The organism is Butyrivibrio sp. FC2001 (assembly GCF_000424125.1).
In the GTDB taxonomy this organism is placed as follows: domain Bacteria; phylum Bacillota; class Clostridia; order Lachnospirales; family Lachnospiraceae; genus Butyrivibrio.
The window spans coordinates 25,282-38,541 of the sequence record NZ_AUJH01000027.1; the positions used below are offsets into that span (position 1 = coordinate 25,282).

Annotated in this window: 12 protein-coding genes; 7 read left to right on the forward strand and 5 right to left on the reverse strand. The window is 41.0% G+C overall.

The features are described 5' to 3' along the window. Positions 1-53 precede the first annotated feature (53 nt). The gene (locus G601_RS0112495; RefSeq protein ID WP_026665561.1) at positions 54-2,111 is read left to right on the forward strand and encodes a methyl-accepting chemotaxis protein; all 2,058 of its coding nucleotides are present in this window, start codon (positions 54-56) and stop codon (positions 2,109-2,111) included. A gap of 189 nt (positions 2,112-2,300) precedes the next feature. On the opposite strand, the gene G601_RS0112500 is transcribed toward G601_RS0112495, so the two are convergent. From G601_RS0112500 to G601_RS0112510, 3 genes are all read right to left on the reverse strand, one after another. Continuing rightward, a complete protein-coding gene (locus G601_RS0112500; protein WP_026665562.1) occupies positions 2,301-2,933 on the reverse strand; it encodes a hypothetical protein in 633 nt (210 codons plus the stop codon). Next, on the reverse strand, positions 2,912-4,285 hold the full coding sequence (locus G601_RS0112505) for an MATE family efflux transporter (RefSeq protein WP_026665563.1): 1,374 nt from the start codon (positions 4,283-4,285) through the stop codon (positions 2,912-2,914). The genes G601_RS0112500 and G601_RS0112505 overlap by 22 nt, the downstream gene beginning before the upstream one ends. A gap of 235 nt (positions 4,286-4,520) precedes the next feature. Further along, the gene (locus tag G601_RS0112510; protein WP_026492223.1) at positions 4,521-5,402 is read right to left on the reverse strand and encodes a helix-turn-helix transcriptional regulator; all 882 of its coding nucleotides are present in this window, start codon (positions 5,400-5,402) and stop codon (positions 4,521-4,523) included. 260 nt (positions 5,403-5,662) lie between these two features. On the opposite strand from G601_RS0112510, the gene G601_RS0112515 reads away from it, so the two are divergent. Continuing rightward, a complete protein-coding gene (locus tag G601_RS0112515; protein WP_026665564.1) occupies positions 5,663-6,499 on the forward strand; it encodes a polysaccharide deacetylase family protein in 837 nt (278 codons plus the stop codon). 753 nt (positions 6,500-7,252) lie between these two features. Here the strand turns inward: G601_RS0112515 and G601_RS27445 are convergent. Further along, positions 7,253-7,633 (reverse strand): leucine-rich repeat protein, encoded by a 381-nt coding sequence (locus G601_RS27445; protein ID WP_081673521.1) that lies wholly within the window; start codon positions 7,631-7,633, stop codon positions 7,253-7,255. 99 nt (positions 7,634-7,732) lie between these two features. Here G601_RS27445 and G601_RS0112525 point away from each other — a divergent pair, with 99 nt between their 5' ends. Genes G601_RS0112525 through G601_RS0112535 form a run of 4 tightly spaced genes read left to right on the forward strand, consistent with a single transcriptional unit; the run spans position 7,733 to position 11,429 of the window. After that, positions 7,733-8,689 (forward strand): YwqG family protein, encoded by a 957-nt coding sequence (locus G601_RS0112525; RefSeq protein ID WP_026665566.1) that lies wholly within the window; start codon positions 7,733-7,735, stop codon positions 8,687-8,689. A gap of 57 nt (positions 8,690-8,746) precedes the next feature. Continuing rightward, a complete protein-coding gene (locus G601_RS26895) occupies positions 8,747-9,880 on the forward strand; it encodes a rhodanese-like domain-containing protein (RefSeq protein WP_242834422.1) in 1,134 nt (377 codons plus the stop codon). Positions 9,881-9,916: 36 nt separating this feature from the next. After that, a complete protein-coding gene (locus G601_RS27345; RefSeq protein ID WP_255346207.1) occupies positions 9,917-10,081 on the forward strand; it encodes a DUF554 family protein in 165 nt (54 codons plus the stop codon). Continuing rightward, positions 10,065-11,429 carry a hypothetical protein gene (locus G601_RS0112535; protein ID WP_026665568.1) on the forward strand — a complete coding sequence of 455 codons (1,365 nt, stop codon included), beginning with the start codon at positions 10,065-10,067 and terminating at the stop codon, positions 11,427-11,429. The genes G601_RS27345 and G601_RS0112535 overlap by 17 nt, the downstream gene beginning before the upstream one ends. A 63-nt stretch (positions 11,430-11,492) precedes the next feature. Here the strand turns inward: G601_RS0112535 and G601_RS0112540 are convergent, their stop codons facing one another. Further along, on the reverse strand, positions 11,493-12,269 hold the full coding sequence (locus tag G601_RS0112540; RefSeq protein ID WP_035790735.1) for a class I SAM-dependent methyltransferase: 777 nt from the start codon (positions 12,267-12,269) through the stop codon (positions 11,493-11,495). Between the two features lie 347 nt (positions 12,270-12,616). On the opposite strand from G601_RS0112540, the gene G601_RS0112545 reads away from it, so the two are divergent. After that, positions 12,617-13,168 carry a rhomboid family intramembrane serine protease gene (locus G601_RS0112545; RefSeq protein ID WP_026665570.1) on the forward strand — a complete coding sequence of 184 codons (552 nt, stop codon included), beginning with the start codon at positions 12,617-12,619 and terminating at the stop codon, positions 13,166-13,168. The last annotated feature ends 92 nt before the right edge of the window (positions 13,169-13,260 follow it).

The window sequence follows — 13,260 nt, forward strand, 5'->3', positions numbered from 1 at the left end:
TTTATACTAAATAGTAGCGTTGCACATATTGACTGATAGGAGGTTATTTGATCATGAGTAGCACCGATAAAACCGGAAAAAAAGAAAAAGTAAAGGCCATAAGCGTCAGGTTGTCCATTCTGTTTGTGGGGCTTCTTGTGCTGAGCATTCTGGTAAGCGAAACCATCGTGATTACCATGGGCTACGGGCTTGTCAAGAATCTTATCGACTCCACTTTGACTAATAAGGTTTCAAGTGATGCCGGTGAGATAAACAAAGAGCTTAATGCAACATTCTATTACCTAAATGGTGTTGCCGATGCTGTTGAGCAGAATCAATATAACAGCAACGATGAGCTTATGCAATATATGATAGGAACTGTAGGCAGATATAAAATGCTTCCCACAGGAGCTTATATTGCGCTAAACGATGAAACCTTCATCTATCCAAGCCAGCCTGATTTTCAGATGGAAGGCATCACTGAAAAGCCCTGGTATACACAGTCTTTAGGCTATGACAACAGTTGGTTCTACTTTTATGACGTCCCATATTTTGACACAGTAACAGGTGATCTGTGTGCGACAGTTATCAGACACATTCATTTAAAGGACGGGCGTGAGGGATGCTTCGCAGCGGATCTTTTCCTGTCAGGCTCTCAGGAAAGTCTTAACCAGATTAAACTCTATGAAACCGGTGGTGCGATGTTGCTTACACCTCAGGGACTCATTCTTTCATACAGAGATGATCCTTCATTAAACGGCAAAAATGTTTCCGAACTTTCAAACAATGCATTTATTTCCAATATAGGTGCAATTGTTAGTGATGATGCCGCAAATAGTGAAAGTGACACAGGTCCTGTTCACTCATTTAAGGCAGATGGACAGACCTTCTATTCAGTAACATCCAAGGTTAGCGGTACTGACTGGAGAGTTGTTATATATGCAAAACAGAACGAAGTTCTGGCAGTATTAAATCAACTCATTCTGGCTCTTGTCATTGTATCCTTAGTATCGATTGTTGTGATTATTATCATAATCTCTCAGGTACTTCAGAGGATGATCAAGAAACCTGTCACAGCCCTTACCGAAAACATTGAAAAGATTTCGAGCGGTGACTTTACAGTTGATATCACCACTAAGGGTGATGACGAAATTGCTTACATGAACAGAGCTATGGGAGAGTTCATAACAGGTATGCGCTCATCGCTTACAGAGATAAAAGATGTATCCGGAAAGCTTATGGGTGATGCACAGAATTCCAAGGATACAGCAGAGAATCTGGAAGAGGCCGCTAACAATCAGTCCGCAAGCATGACTCAGATCAAAGAAAACATTGAAAATATGGCCAGCGCCGTAAATGAAGTTGCTGAAAATGCAACCGTTCTGGCTCAGACCGTATCCAATGTTACAGATCAGGAAGCCCAGATTGAAGCTTCTATGAATGAACTTGTTAAAAAGGCTGAAAGCGGTCAGCATGATATGTCTAGCGTAGCAAACGGAATGTCCGACATCGTTGACTCCATGAAGGATATGGCAGATGCCGTTAAAAACGTTGACGAAGCTGCCGATAAGATCAATCAGATCATTGACCTTATCAACTCTATTTCCTCCCAGACCAATCTCCTTTCACTCAACGCTTCCATCGAGGCAGCAAGAGCAGGTGAAGCTGGAAAAGGATTTGCGGTTGTTGCTTCCGAGATTGGAACACTTGCTCAGAATTCAGCAGATGCTACTAACCAGATCGGTGAAATTATAAAGGATATGTCCCAGAAGGTGCAGATGCTTTCTGAAAAATCCGAGACCAATACTACTCTTATCAATAACAGTGCTGATACCGTAAATGTTGCAGCTACAACCTTTAAAGAGATCACTCAGGAATTGTCCGATGCCAATGATATCCTTGTAGAAATGGCCGAGCAGATGAACAAGGTCAATGACGTTGCTACCAACATGGCTTCAGTATCTGAAGAGCAGTCCGCATCCACACAGGAAATTGCAGACAACGTTGAAAGAGTAACAGCTGCAGCCCAAGGCGTTGCCTCATCGTCAGAAAATGTATCATCTGCTGCAACCTCTGTTTCCGACGCGGTTGATACCATCAATAATAACCTTGAGAGATTCACAATAAGCTGACTTATTTAAATGAGTTTTTGAAGAAGTCCGTAAAGATCTTCTAAATACCATTAAAAATTTAAACATCCCACACCCTTAAAAGTATATAAGAGTGTGGGATGTTTTTTCATAAAAACAGGCTCTTAAAGATGAACTGATCTTTACATTTTACCTTATATTTCGTAACGCTGTCCTCTTTGTTATCATAAATCAGGCAAAGCATTTCCTGACCGTTTTCTTTACTAATATTCCTGCTAAAAGTGATATGGCAAAGCAGATATCCAGCATTATTATTGGAGGAGCGCTGGAGTAATACCGGCTATCCGATAAAACCGCATACGTACATAGGAGGCATATAGGAAGACCTACAATGCCGATTCCTATGGAAATATTACAGTTTCCAAGCACTTTTTTTTTCCTGTTCTTTGAGAATAGAAAGAAGATCAGCCATATAAAAAGAGAAATTGCTGACACGCAGGCAGTAAGGAGCGCTCCATCAATACTTCCTTGGACGCTTCCAAGTGACATTTCCATTGTGGCGGGATTAACTCTCACTTCGGTAAGGTTGTAATCCGGTGCATCAACATAAGTTTTCTTGGTTGTTATATGCTCAGTGCCTTCGTAGAACCAGTGAACATCAAAGGTGTACTCTGTTTTTGCGCCTTTTCTTGAATATCTTATTTTTGATGAGACATTGTCAATATATGCAGGAACAGAGACATAGTCTTCAAAGTCTTTGGCGGCGCCAAGCTGAATTAAAGACAGGCCAATGCACAGGACTGCGATATTTAGTGCAATAAAACGGATCAGTGAGTTGTCATTCATATAGCCTTTGTTTTCCATTTTCCTCTCTTATAAGTCATGTAGGTGATGAATGCACCAATTGTCCAGGTAACCAGCATGGACATCTGCATCATATAGCAGTTCCCCTGTGGAAGATCGGGAGACTTGGTGAGATAAACGAATATGTACGCCATGGGAACTCTCATGAGGATAGATGAAAACATCGATATCCACATAGGAGTTGTGGTGTCACCCGCGCCGCGCATGATGCCGGATAGGCACTGAGTGACTTCCATCGCAATATATCCGATTATCAGGATCCTCATCATATTATAACTCAAGGTGATAAGTTCTTCAGTACTTGTGAAAATACCCATGATAAATCTTCCGAAAATAAGGATCAATACTGAGAGAAATGCGGAGATTGCCATGGCTGCGATGGTTCCGCTTTTTGCGCCATGTTCAACTCTTTCCATTTTTCCTGCTCCAATATTCTGACCTGCAAAGGTTGTCATGGCAGAACCGAAGGAGAAGGCAGGTAGCATTACAAAGCCATCAACACGCATAACGATTACATTCGCAGCAATGTACTGTGCGCCAAAGGTGTTGGTGAGGTTCTGAACAACAATCATTGACATTGAAAAGATAGCCTGTGTAACACCTGAAGGGAAGCCCAGTCTTATCAGTTCACCGGAATACTTCTTTTCAGGTAAAAGATATTCCTTCTTAAAATCGAAAACTTCGGACATTCTCGTAAGCTTCCAGATTGATAAAAATGCTGATACAAACTGTGCAATTACTGTAGCAAGGGCTACGCCTGCAACGCCCATACCAAGATATGCCACGAATACAAGGTCAAGGCCGATATTAAGAAAAGTGGCTACAAGAAGGTAAATGAGTGCTGATACGGAATCGCCAAGTCCCCTCAGGACACCGTTCATGATGTTGTAATAGCCGCTGCCCGCAATTCCAATGAAGATTATCCAGAGATAGCTGGTGCACCAGTCGATGATGCTTTCAGGTGTGCCAAGTAGTTCTAGGATTGGCCTTGTTATTATCGGTCCCACAAGCATGATAAAAAGTGATGCAATTCCGGTAAGGGTTATGCTTGCACCGATTGTCCTTGAAAGATCCTCCCTTTTTCTTGCACCAAAATACTGGGAAACCATAATTGAAGCACCTACTGAAATTCCCATAAAAAGTACAAGCATAAGATTCAGTAAAGGGCCTGCACTTCCAACGGCTGCAAGGGCGTTATCGCCGACAAAACGGCCAACGATTATACTGTCGGCTGTGTTGTAGAGCTGCTGGGCGATGTTGCCAAGTAGCATGGGAATAGTAAATGTTATTATTTGTTTTACCGGTGTTCCCTCTGTCATATCAACAGGGGCAAATAAACTTGTTTTTTTCATAAGTCCTCTCTTCGTAATGCAATTTCGGCGCATGAAAATAAAGCGCCTATGGTGTTAAATAAGCAACTTGAAAAATCCGGAATATTACCGGAAAAATAATAAATTTGTCGGGATGTCTAATTACAAAACGGAATGTCTTAGATAAATAGAACTGTAATATATTAAAGCATATTTTTTCAGAAAAAAACAAGTAGAAAATTTTTCACAATGAAATTTCCTACTTGCTTTTTATTTATCAGGATTCTTTTTTGTTGTAGTGCGTTTTCTTGTATTCAAGCGGAGTACAGCCGTATTTTTGCTTGAAATATGTTATGAAGGCACTGGTACTCGGGAATGATAAGAGATCAGAGAGGGCAGCAACGGATATGTCCGTAATTTCAAGTGCATGGGCCGCATACTCTATTTTCCTGTCTCGTATGAAAACCGTAGGCCTTACGGAAAGCTCCTGCTCGAAAATTTTGGAGACATAGCCTTCACTTTTCCCAACAATCGCAGCTAAATCCGAAAGGGTGATCTTTGTGTGGAGGTGTCTGTATATGTATTCGCAGCATTTTTTTACATAAAGACCGCAGTTCCTGTATTTGTAGTTGTGCACCTGGTAGGTAAAGTCGTAGAGCGCACAGTTCTGCAGGTGGTTGAGCTTGGGGATGCTTGTCACCATAAGCCCGTATTTGATGTAGTTATCGCTCAGTGAATATGCGATATGATCGGGAAGACCGCCGTCCAGAGCAGCTCTTGTGTACAGGGTGATACCGCTTACAAACATACTGATAGCCTGTAAAAATGGATTTTCGGAGACTTCTCCTATATCATTGAATTCTCCGGGCTGATAGTGATTTTCCGTAGGATCAAAGCTGTTGATAAGAGAGATGACCTTCGCAATATCTCCGGAAGAAATGTAATACATTAGGGATTTTTCCGCAGCTCTTTTGTATGAGACAGGGTCGCCTAAACCTTCAGTCTCGAAAAAGACCTGCTCTTCAAAGCCTTTAATGATTGAGTTTCTGATTTTTTCAACGGATTTATCTACCTTGAAGCGCTTATCATCAGTTATTCTGATGTCCTCAAGAAGTAGCTTGTAAAGATCCTCTGATGTAGTTTTGTTTGTCTCGCTCATTTTGCCGCTCCTTGTCGCCCTCTGAAAATTTTGGCGGATAATATATATTTACATTCGATATTATATATAAACATTTTACAGAAGTGATAATCTTAAATCAATCGGGAATGTCTTTTAGGTTTATAAATAGAGTGTTTTAGGACATAGTAAGATTAGCATTAAATGGGCAGCTTACATTCATTTGTGATGAGTAAGCCGCTCTTTTTTTCGATATAATCTTCTTATTAAAAGATAGACATAACATAGGAGAATTACTGAATATGGCAAATATGATAATGCGTTTTCCGGGAGGACTTCCCAAGGCGCTTACTTTAAGCTACGACGATGGCGTGGAGCAGGACGAGAGACTTATAGAAATTGCAGAGAAGAATGGCATAAAGGGCACCTTTAACTTAAACAGCGGAGCTTTTGCCAAGGAGGATGTGGTATATGAACCCGGCACCATCCACAGACGTATGTCCAGAAGACGTGTTAAGGAGGTATATAAAAACAGCAGCTGGGAGATAGCAGCACATGCCTACACTCATGCCTCCCTTGTGGGACTTCCGGGAAATATCGCAACTTACGAGATATTGCAGGACAGGAAGGAACTGGAGGAAACCTTCGGCACCTTTGTAAGGGGCTTTGCGTATCCTTATGGCGCATATGATGATGCAAGCGTTGAGATTCTTAAAAACTGCGGCATCTGCTACGCAAGAACCGTACATTCAACACATGATTTTCATCTTCCCACTGACTGGTTACGTCTTCCTGCAACCTGTCATCATGCGGATCCGGAGCTTATGAATCTGGCAAAAAGATTTGCAGAGATCAAGGATTGGTGGGATCCGATGCTGTTTTATCTCTGGGGACACAGCTACGAATTTGAACAGTTCGATAATTGGGGCGTGATAGAGGAGTTCTGCGGATATATGGCAAATAGGGATGATATCTGGTATGCCACAAATATCGAGATATATGATTACTGTAATGCCTTTTCACAGCTCATTTTCAATACAGATATGAACATGTGCAAAAATCCGACTTCCAGGGGATTATGGTTTTCTTATGGGGAGAAGGATGTATATGTTCCGGCAGGAAATACAGTGACATTCTAAGGCTTAGTAGTGATCACTATATGTAAAATTACGATATAGCGTAATTATAAATATTTTATAAAATTTACCAAATAGCAGGAATACAGTGTTTGAGCGCCTTTACATTATGTGTGTAATAGTGATAAAATTTTTATGACACATAGTTTGTTAAAAAACGGCTAATTATTTCTTATTAGAATTACATATTATGACAAGAAGGATAAGACAACTAAGGTAACAGAAATATACATAACGAGACTTATCAACAAGTAATTAAATATGATATATGTATGGTCTGCATATATGATTATCTCCAGCATGTAGATAATATTGGGTTCGTGACAAAACCTATTGCAGACCTGATATAATTGTGGCCCCCTGCCTTTCGTGGCGGGGGGCTTTTTTCTGAGGTTGCTATTGATGTGGATGGAAAGCGGTATTACGCGTCGGATGGCTTAGAGATAATAATGTCGAGTAGCTCCGAAAATCTTTTTAGGGATAAGATTACTTGTCAAAAGGCATAAATCTACAGAAAGACGTGTAGACTAGGCCAATTTTAATAGTGGGTTTACGTTACATAAGGTATAAAATTATAAAACATCGCGTAGAGCGGACCAATTTTTAAGGGCAATCCTACACTACAGAAGTTATAAAGCTATAAAAAGTCGCGTAGCCCAGGGCAATTCTAAAAGTAATCCTACACTCCAAAGTTATAAAACTATAAAACATCGCGTAGGAAAGGCCAATTCTTTATAATACGAGATACGGAGATTCTCATAGAGTCCAGGTGCTCTTATAACCAATCTTTTTCTGTTTGAAAACTTTAATGATAGAAGCTTTGGCCTTTCCTTTAGATACTTTAATTTTGATCTTGAGTTTTTTATTGGTTCCGGTAAAAGCGTTCTTGCCAATGCAGCTTTTTTTGGTGAGCTTTTTTGACTTTACAGTTAGATTCTTAAGCTTTTTGCACTTGACAAATGCCTTCTTTCCGATCTTTTTTACATTTTTGCCAAGAGTTACCTTTTTAAGTGAAGGAAGGTTTCTGCATGCTTCGGCGCCGATTTCTGTGGTGTTATCACCGATCTTTATTTCTTTGATTTTTTCTTTGCCGGCGATGTCTGCGAAAGCTTCTTCAGGAGTTTTTCCTTTTTCAATAGATTACCGGCCATGCTTATTTAATAGTTTTTTTAGTATTGCTGTTTTGAGGGCTATTAAGTATATTGAAGTAGGAAAAAGAAAAAGGAGTAGTTGGGAATGGGGATTTTTAGCATAATTAAGGCACTTACTTCCGGTGAAGTAAAGGAAGTTGAGATTGATTTCAAGCTCGACACCAATGACAAAGCGGGGGATTCGGACGATGTCTATGTAGAAGATAACAAGCTTGTTATTTCAAGAGAAAAGCTCGACGTTATAATTGAGAACATTAAAAAGGAGACCGTAAGAAAGGTCATAAATATAGAAACAACTGAAAATAATGAGCTGAAGATAACAGATAGCAAATTTGGTGGCTATCCTTACTGGCCGGCAGGCATGGAGTATCCAGTAAATTCACATGACGAAAGGCTTATACTCCTTGCGCAGATAAACCTATCTGATGTTAGAGACCCGCGTCTTCCGGATTCAGGTCTTCTGCAGTATTTTATAAGCTGCGATGATGTAAACGGATACGATGACGAGAATGGCTTCAGGGTTATTTATCATAAGGACATCGATCCTTCTGTTACTGAAGAAAGCGTAAAAGCGCTTGGAATAAGGGCTGAGAGTGATCTGAGCTCAGATAATGACGAGTATATGCCGCTTTATAAGAGCTACAGCCTTACATTTTCTGAAGGTGAGGAGTTCATTAACGAAAGATGCAATACCTTTGAAAAGGCAGTGGCAGAGAAGTTAAGAGAGCTCTATAACGTTGATATGGACAAGGTAGAGATAAAGGGCTTCTACAAGCTTTACAGTTTTATGGATGAGAAGGACTATGATCATCTGTCAGAGGCTTTTTGCGGCGGAACAGGACATAAGATCTTCGGATATCCATTCTTTACTCAGGACGATCCTCGATGTGATGGTGAAAACGATATCCTTCTTTTCCAGATGGATTCGGAAGGCCAGGATATCATGTGGGGAGACTCCGGAGTTGGCGGTTTCTTCATAGATGAAGAAAATTTAAAGAATCAGAATTTTGATAAAGTATTTTTCACCTGGGATTGCTATTGATCGCACGGTGGTGAATTGGAGAGATTCATAGATGTTTTAGGGATAAGGTACAGATAAATGATGAAAAAATGGTGGCTTACTTTTGTGATGATGTTCCTTTTACTATTCACAGCCTGTGGCGAAAAGGGGCAGGTTATGGACGGTGATGGAATGTTTCAAACATTCATGTATACGCAGATATCCCAGGACGAAGCAAAAGAGATGATGGCAAAGGACGATGGCCATGTTATCGTCGACGTCCGCCGGGAGGATGAGTACGCAGAGGGACATATTCCTGGCGCAATTCTCATTCCTAATGAAAGCATCGATGTGGAACCGCCTGTGGAGCTTCCTGACTTCGGCCAGATTATCCTTGTATACTGTCGAAGCGGAAGACGCAGTAAAGAAGCGGCGCAAAAGCTTGCGGATATGGGATATTCGCAGGTTTATGAGTTCGGTGGAATTATCGACTGGACAGGGGATATTGAAAAAGGTGATTCTGAACCGAATACAGATGATAAAACCATGCAGGATCAGGAGGCTCTTCCTGTAACGGAAGAAGCAGAAAATGGAGGAGATGAAATGGGAGCAGCAAAACTTTTGTATCAGGGACATGCAAGCATGAGAATTACTACATCTGAGGGAAAGGTGATCTACGTGGATCCATTCGCAGGAGAAGGCTATGATGTACCGGCAGATCTTATTCTCATGACACATGGACATTTTGATCACACTCAGACAGATACGATAGCTGCGAAGAATGCAGATTGCGAGACTATCACATGGGTGGAAGCCTTAAGCGGAGGGCAGCATCAGAGCTTTGATCTTGGATATGTGAAGGTTGAAGCTGTCGAAGCAGGCTACAACAAGAACCACGATGCGAAGGAATGTGTGGGATATATCCTCACTTTTTCAAATGGTGTGACTCTGTATCTTTCAGGAGATACTTCTACAACTCCGCAGATGAAGGAACTGGCAGACAGAAAGCTTGATTATGCATTTTTCTGCTGTGACGGAGTTTACAACATGGATGTGTCAGAAGCTATAGAGTGCGCTAAAACTGTAGGCGCAAAGCATAACATACCCTATCACATGATCCCTGCAGATAAGACCAACTGCTTTGATCAGTCTGTGGCTGAAAGCTTCGAGGTTCCCGGAAGAATAATCGTCAAACCGGGTGAAGAACTGGTGCTTGAAGCTTCGAAGGATTGATAAAAAAGCACTATTTTTAGGAGAAAACTGGTAGTAATAAGCCTTGCCATTGGAACGATAGTAGGAGAGCTCGTAGGGATAGAGGCTGCATTTGAGCGATTTGGAGAATGGCTTAAGATAAAATCCGGCACTGATTGTCGCTGTTATCGCGGCATATATTCCATTTGTATGAAAAGAGTAATAGATGTATCGCATATATGAAAACTTACGTGACAAAATAGAACATGGAAAATGGTATGAAAGAGCATTTGCTCAGCTTGCTATATCATTTCTGATTATAGGCTGGGCGGCTATTTCTTTTTTTATTACCGGAATGATATTCATGGGTATTGAAGGAGCTTTCCCATCGGAAGTCGACATGTTTATTCCCGTGTTCACTGTCTTTCTTGTAATATTCGCTTTACCTGAACTAATAAATGTTATTCTTGCTCAAAATGGGTGCGTAGGCATACAGAGTAAGTACAAAAAGGGTGATCCGCATATAATTACCAATTATGACAAATTCCCTCACTTTGAAAAAATGCTTGGCAAGGGCAAAGCAGAAGAGATGATCGCAAGGGAGAATTTCAGCAACTATGTAAGTAAAAGCGGCAAAAAATCCCGACATATAAAGGTGAGCAGAAGTGATAAGTGGGTATGCATCCTGGGCGGATATTTTCCGATAGATTTGCTCTGTGGGTACAACAAGAGGCTAAACGAGCTGTATACCATAGATGGAATGGTCATTAAGCTTCCTAAAAAGGCCTGGCTCCCACATGTTCAGAGCGAGATAGAGACATTTTTTGAAGACAGGGGCAAATACTATAAATCTGTTCCGCCCAAAGCCGGGCTTGAATTCAATACTGCGTTAAGAGGCCCGAGGTCCAGACTCTCCAAAGCGGACTGGGGCAGAGTCAGATATTTGTGGGAAAAATCTATCGTTAGTAGCAGTCACAATTACTGGCAGAACAATAACAAGAATCAGCGATACAGGCCCATCTCCAAGGATGGAGCGATAAGTACCACTATATTTGAGAGGGTTTTATCGGACAGGGAAATAGCCAGCACAGCAGCGGCTGTTACCGGTAAGAGGGTTCCTCTGACAAGATATCTTGATTTTAAGGAATATCAGAACGAGTTTTGCGTTTGTAATGGCGTAGAGCTGTTAAAAGTGATTGGGAATCCCAAAAATATGGAGGGGATTGATTTTCTTTTTGAGTGTCTAAGCGATGTTGATGAAGCATATTTCCTTATGGCGGTAGATGTTTTGAAGCAATATCCCCGCGGTATGTGTGAGAAAAAGATAGAAGAAAACGCTCAAATCGCTTTTGAGCAGGATGAAGTCCTTAAACTGGCAGGTGTTATATATCTCTCAAAGGAACTTGGCTATGAAAGCAGATATATAAAGCAGCTTAAAGAAAGCGCATCCGCGAATGAGACTGCTATGGAAGCTGAGAATACAGTCAGAGAATTTGAACTTGATGAGCAGGCGCTCTTTGGCAGCGAAGAGGTGCAGAAATTTAATTCTGGTGGCGTAGCGATGGCTATGGCGAAGGAGACAGATGATTAAAAAAATGAGATGGGCAGAGAAAGATTTATTCTCTGCCCATTTTCTCAAGGACAATGAAAAGGATTACTTTATTGATACAAAAGTTCCGGGCTCCTTGGGAAGAGTCAGAACTCCGTTCTCCATGTGGCTTTCCAGGATTTCTCTGACATCTTCCTTCGGGAGAGTAACCGCATTCTTGAAAGTGATGCCGGAGTATATGTATTTCATCAGATCATCAAGGCTTGTAACCTCAAGAGAATCTGCATATTTCATGATCTTCACATCTGAAAAATGGTTTTCAAGTCTCTCTTTTCCATTATCCAACGAAAATGTATTAACATAGACGCCTTCAAATCCAAGCCAGCTTACGATAGTCTCCATTACGCCGTGCTCTCCGGAGGTGCCGGCATAGAAGACTCCGCCCTTTGTGAGGACTCTGCTGACTTCAGAAAGTGCCTTTTCTACGTCAGGCACATGATATAACATGAAGTTGGCGATTACTATATCAAAATAGCCATCCTCGAAGGGGATATCCTGAATATCAATGACCTGATACTTTGCATTTGGAAAAGTTCCAATATTTGTCTTTGCAGTTTCTGCCATGTTCTCTGAAAAGTCGGAGAATACGATCTCAGAGCATTTTTCTATTTCGTCCTTGTGGCTTGTCCACATCGCACCGGTGCCACAGCCAAGCTCTAACACCTTCATCCCGTTTTCAATGTTATATAAAGTAAAAAACCAGTTTCCCAGTCCCATTTTGTTAGTTGAATATTTTTCGTGAATGGAAAGTCTTGTGTTAAGGCCATTTGCCTTTGAATACTGTGTCTTTACCTTAGCTGTTTCATTTATGAAAAGTTTCATCCCTTTTCTCCTCCTTTGAGCATAACTATGTAAGTATTTTTATTGTTTTCTGTCGATAATATAAATTTACAGGGTGCCCTAAGGGAAGAGTCAAGAGATGACTTTAAATTTTTTTGAAATGGGTGGGTGAAGAGTGGAAAAATGGAATGACAGAAGTGTCGTAAATGAGGAATGCCAGTTGTATTGGGGATTTTTGATTAATTTCGCTACATATTAGTGTAGAAATCTTAATTCTGTAATGTAAATTGAAACGGAGCAGACCTCCAGGTGAATCCGGGTCGTTTTTCGTGTTATATTATATGAATGAGCAAAAATAACAAATACCATAACTAAACGGTGAAGAAGAGATGCAGACCATTAACCTTGCAGATTATCCCATCACATACGGGATTATAGCGATAAACATAGTGATATTTATTTTGATCAATATAAAGAAGCTGAATATATCCTGGCTGGGCTCATCATATATAAAGAGTATTCAGGAAAAGCAGTATTACAGGATAGTGACGGCGGCATTTACCCAGAAGGAGTTTCTGCACCTCGCCTGCAATATGTACTCTCTATACAATATCGGAAGAGTACTGGAGCATATGCTGGGAGCCTGGCGCTATGCCTTGTGCTACGCAGTAATAATGCTATTTGGCGGCTTTTTATCTGCAAGAATCCATAAAAAGGCGGCGCCATTTACGTTGTGCATAGGTGCATCAGGCGTAATATGCGGACTTCTCGGGATTTATATGGTCATAGCATTCTCTGTCAGAGGGTTTGCGGGCCTGAAGTCCATGATACCTACAATTGTCTTGCTGGCACTCATGACAACTTCTAAGAAGATAGATTCTATTGGCCATTTTACAGGCTTGATTATCGGAATAATATGTGGAATTGTTCTTATGATATAGAAATTTCTCCGAAATTCCTATATCATAAAAAGCGCTCCGCTATGGATGCGCACTCGCGCGATAGGAATATGTTGCCTTCAGCAACCGCGCTC

What these genes read in the sequence shown, in the direction of transcription:
- G601_RS0112495 (WP_026665561.1), top strand. Translation starts at nt 54, where the DNA reads ATGAGTAGCACCGATAAAACCGGAAAAAAAGAAAAAGTAAAGGCCATA.
- G601_RS0112500 (WP_026665562.1), bottom strand. Translation starts at nt 2,933, where the DNA reads ATGGAAAACAAAGGCTATATGAATGACAACTCACTGATCCGTTTTATT.
- G601_RS0112505 (WP_026665563.1), bottom strand. Translation starts at nt 4,285, where the DNA reads ATGAAAAAAACAAGTTTATTTGCCCCTGTTGATATGACAGAGGGAACA.
- G601_RS0112510 (WP_026492223.1), bottom strand. Translation starts at nt 5,402, where the DNA reads ATGAGCGAGACAAACAAAACTACATCAGAGGATCTTTACAAGCTACTT.
- G601_RS0112515 (WP_026665564.1), top strand. Translation starts at nt 5,663, where the DNA reads ATGGCAAATATGATAATGCGTTTTCCGGGAGGACTTCCCAAGGCGCTT.
- G601_RS0112525 (WP_026665566.1), top strand. Translation starts at nt 7,733, where the DNA reads ATGGGGATTTTTAGCATAATTAAGGCACTTACTTCCGGTGAAGTAAAG.
- G601_RS26895 (WP_242834422.1), top strand. Translation starts at nt 8,747, where the DNA reads ATGATGAAAAAATGGTGGCTTACTTTTGTGATGATGTTCCTTTTACTA.
- G601_RS0112535 (WP_026665568.1), top strand. Translation starts at nt 10,065, where the DNA reads ATGTATCGCATATATGAAAACTTACGTGACAAAATAGAACATGGAAAA.
- G601_RS0112540 (WP_035790735.1), bottom strand. Translation starts at nt 12,269, where the DNA reads ATGAAACTTTTCATAAATGAAACAGCTAAGGTAAAGACACAGTATTCA.
- G601_RS0112545 (WP_026665570.1), top strand. Translation starts at nt 12,617, where the DNA reads ATGCAGACCATTAACCTTGCAGATTATCCCATCACATACGGGATTATA.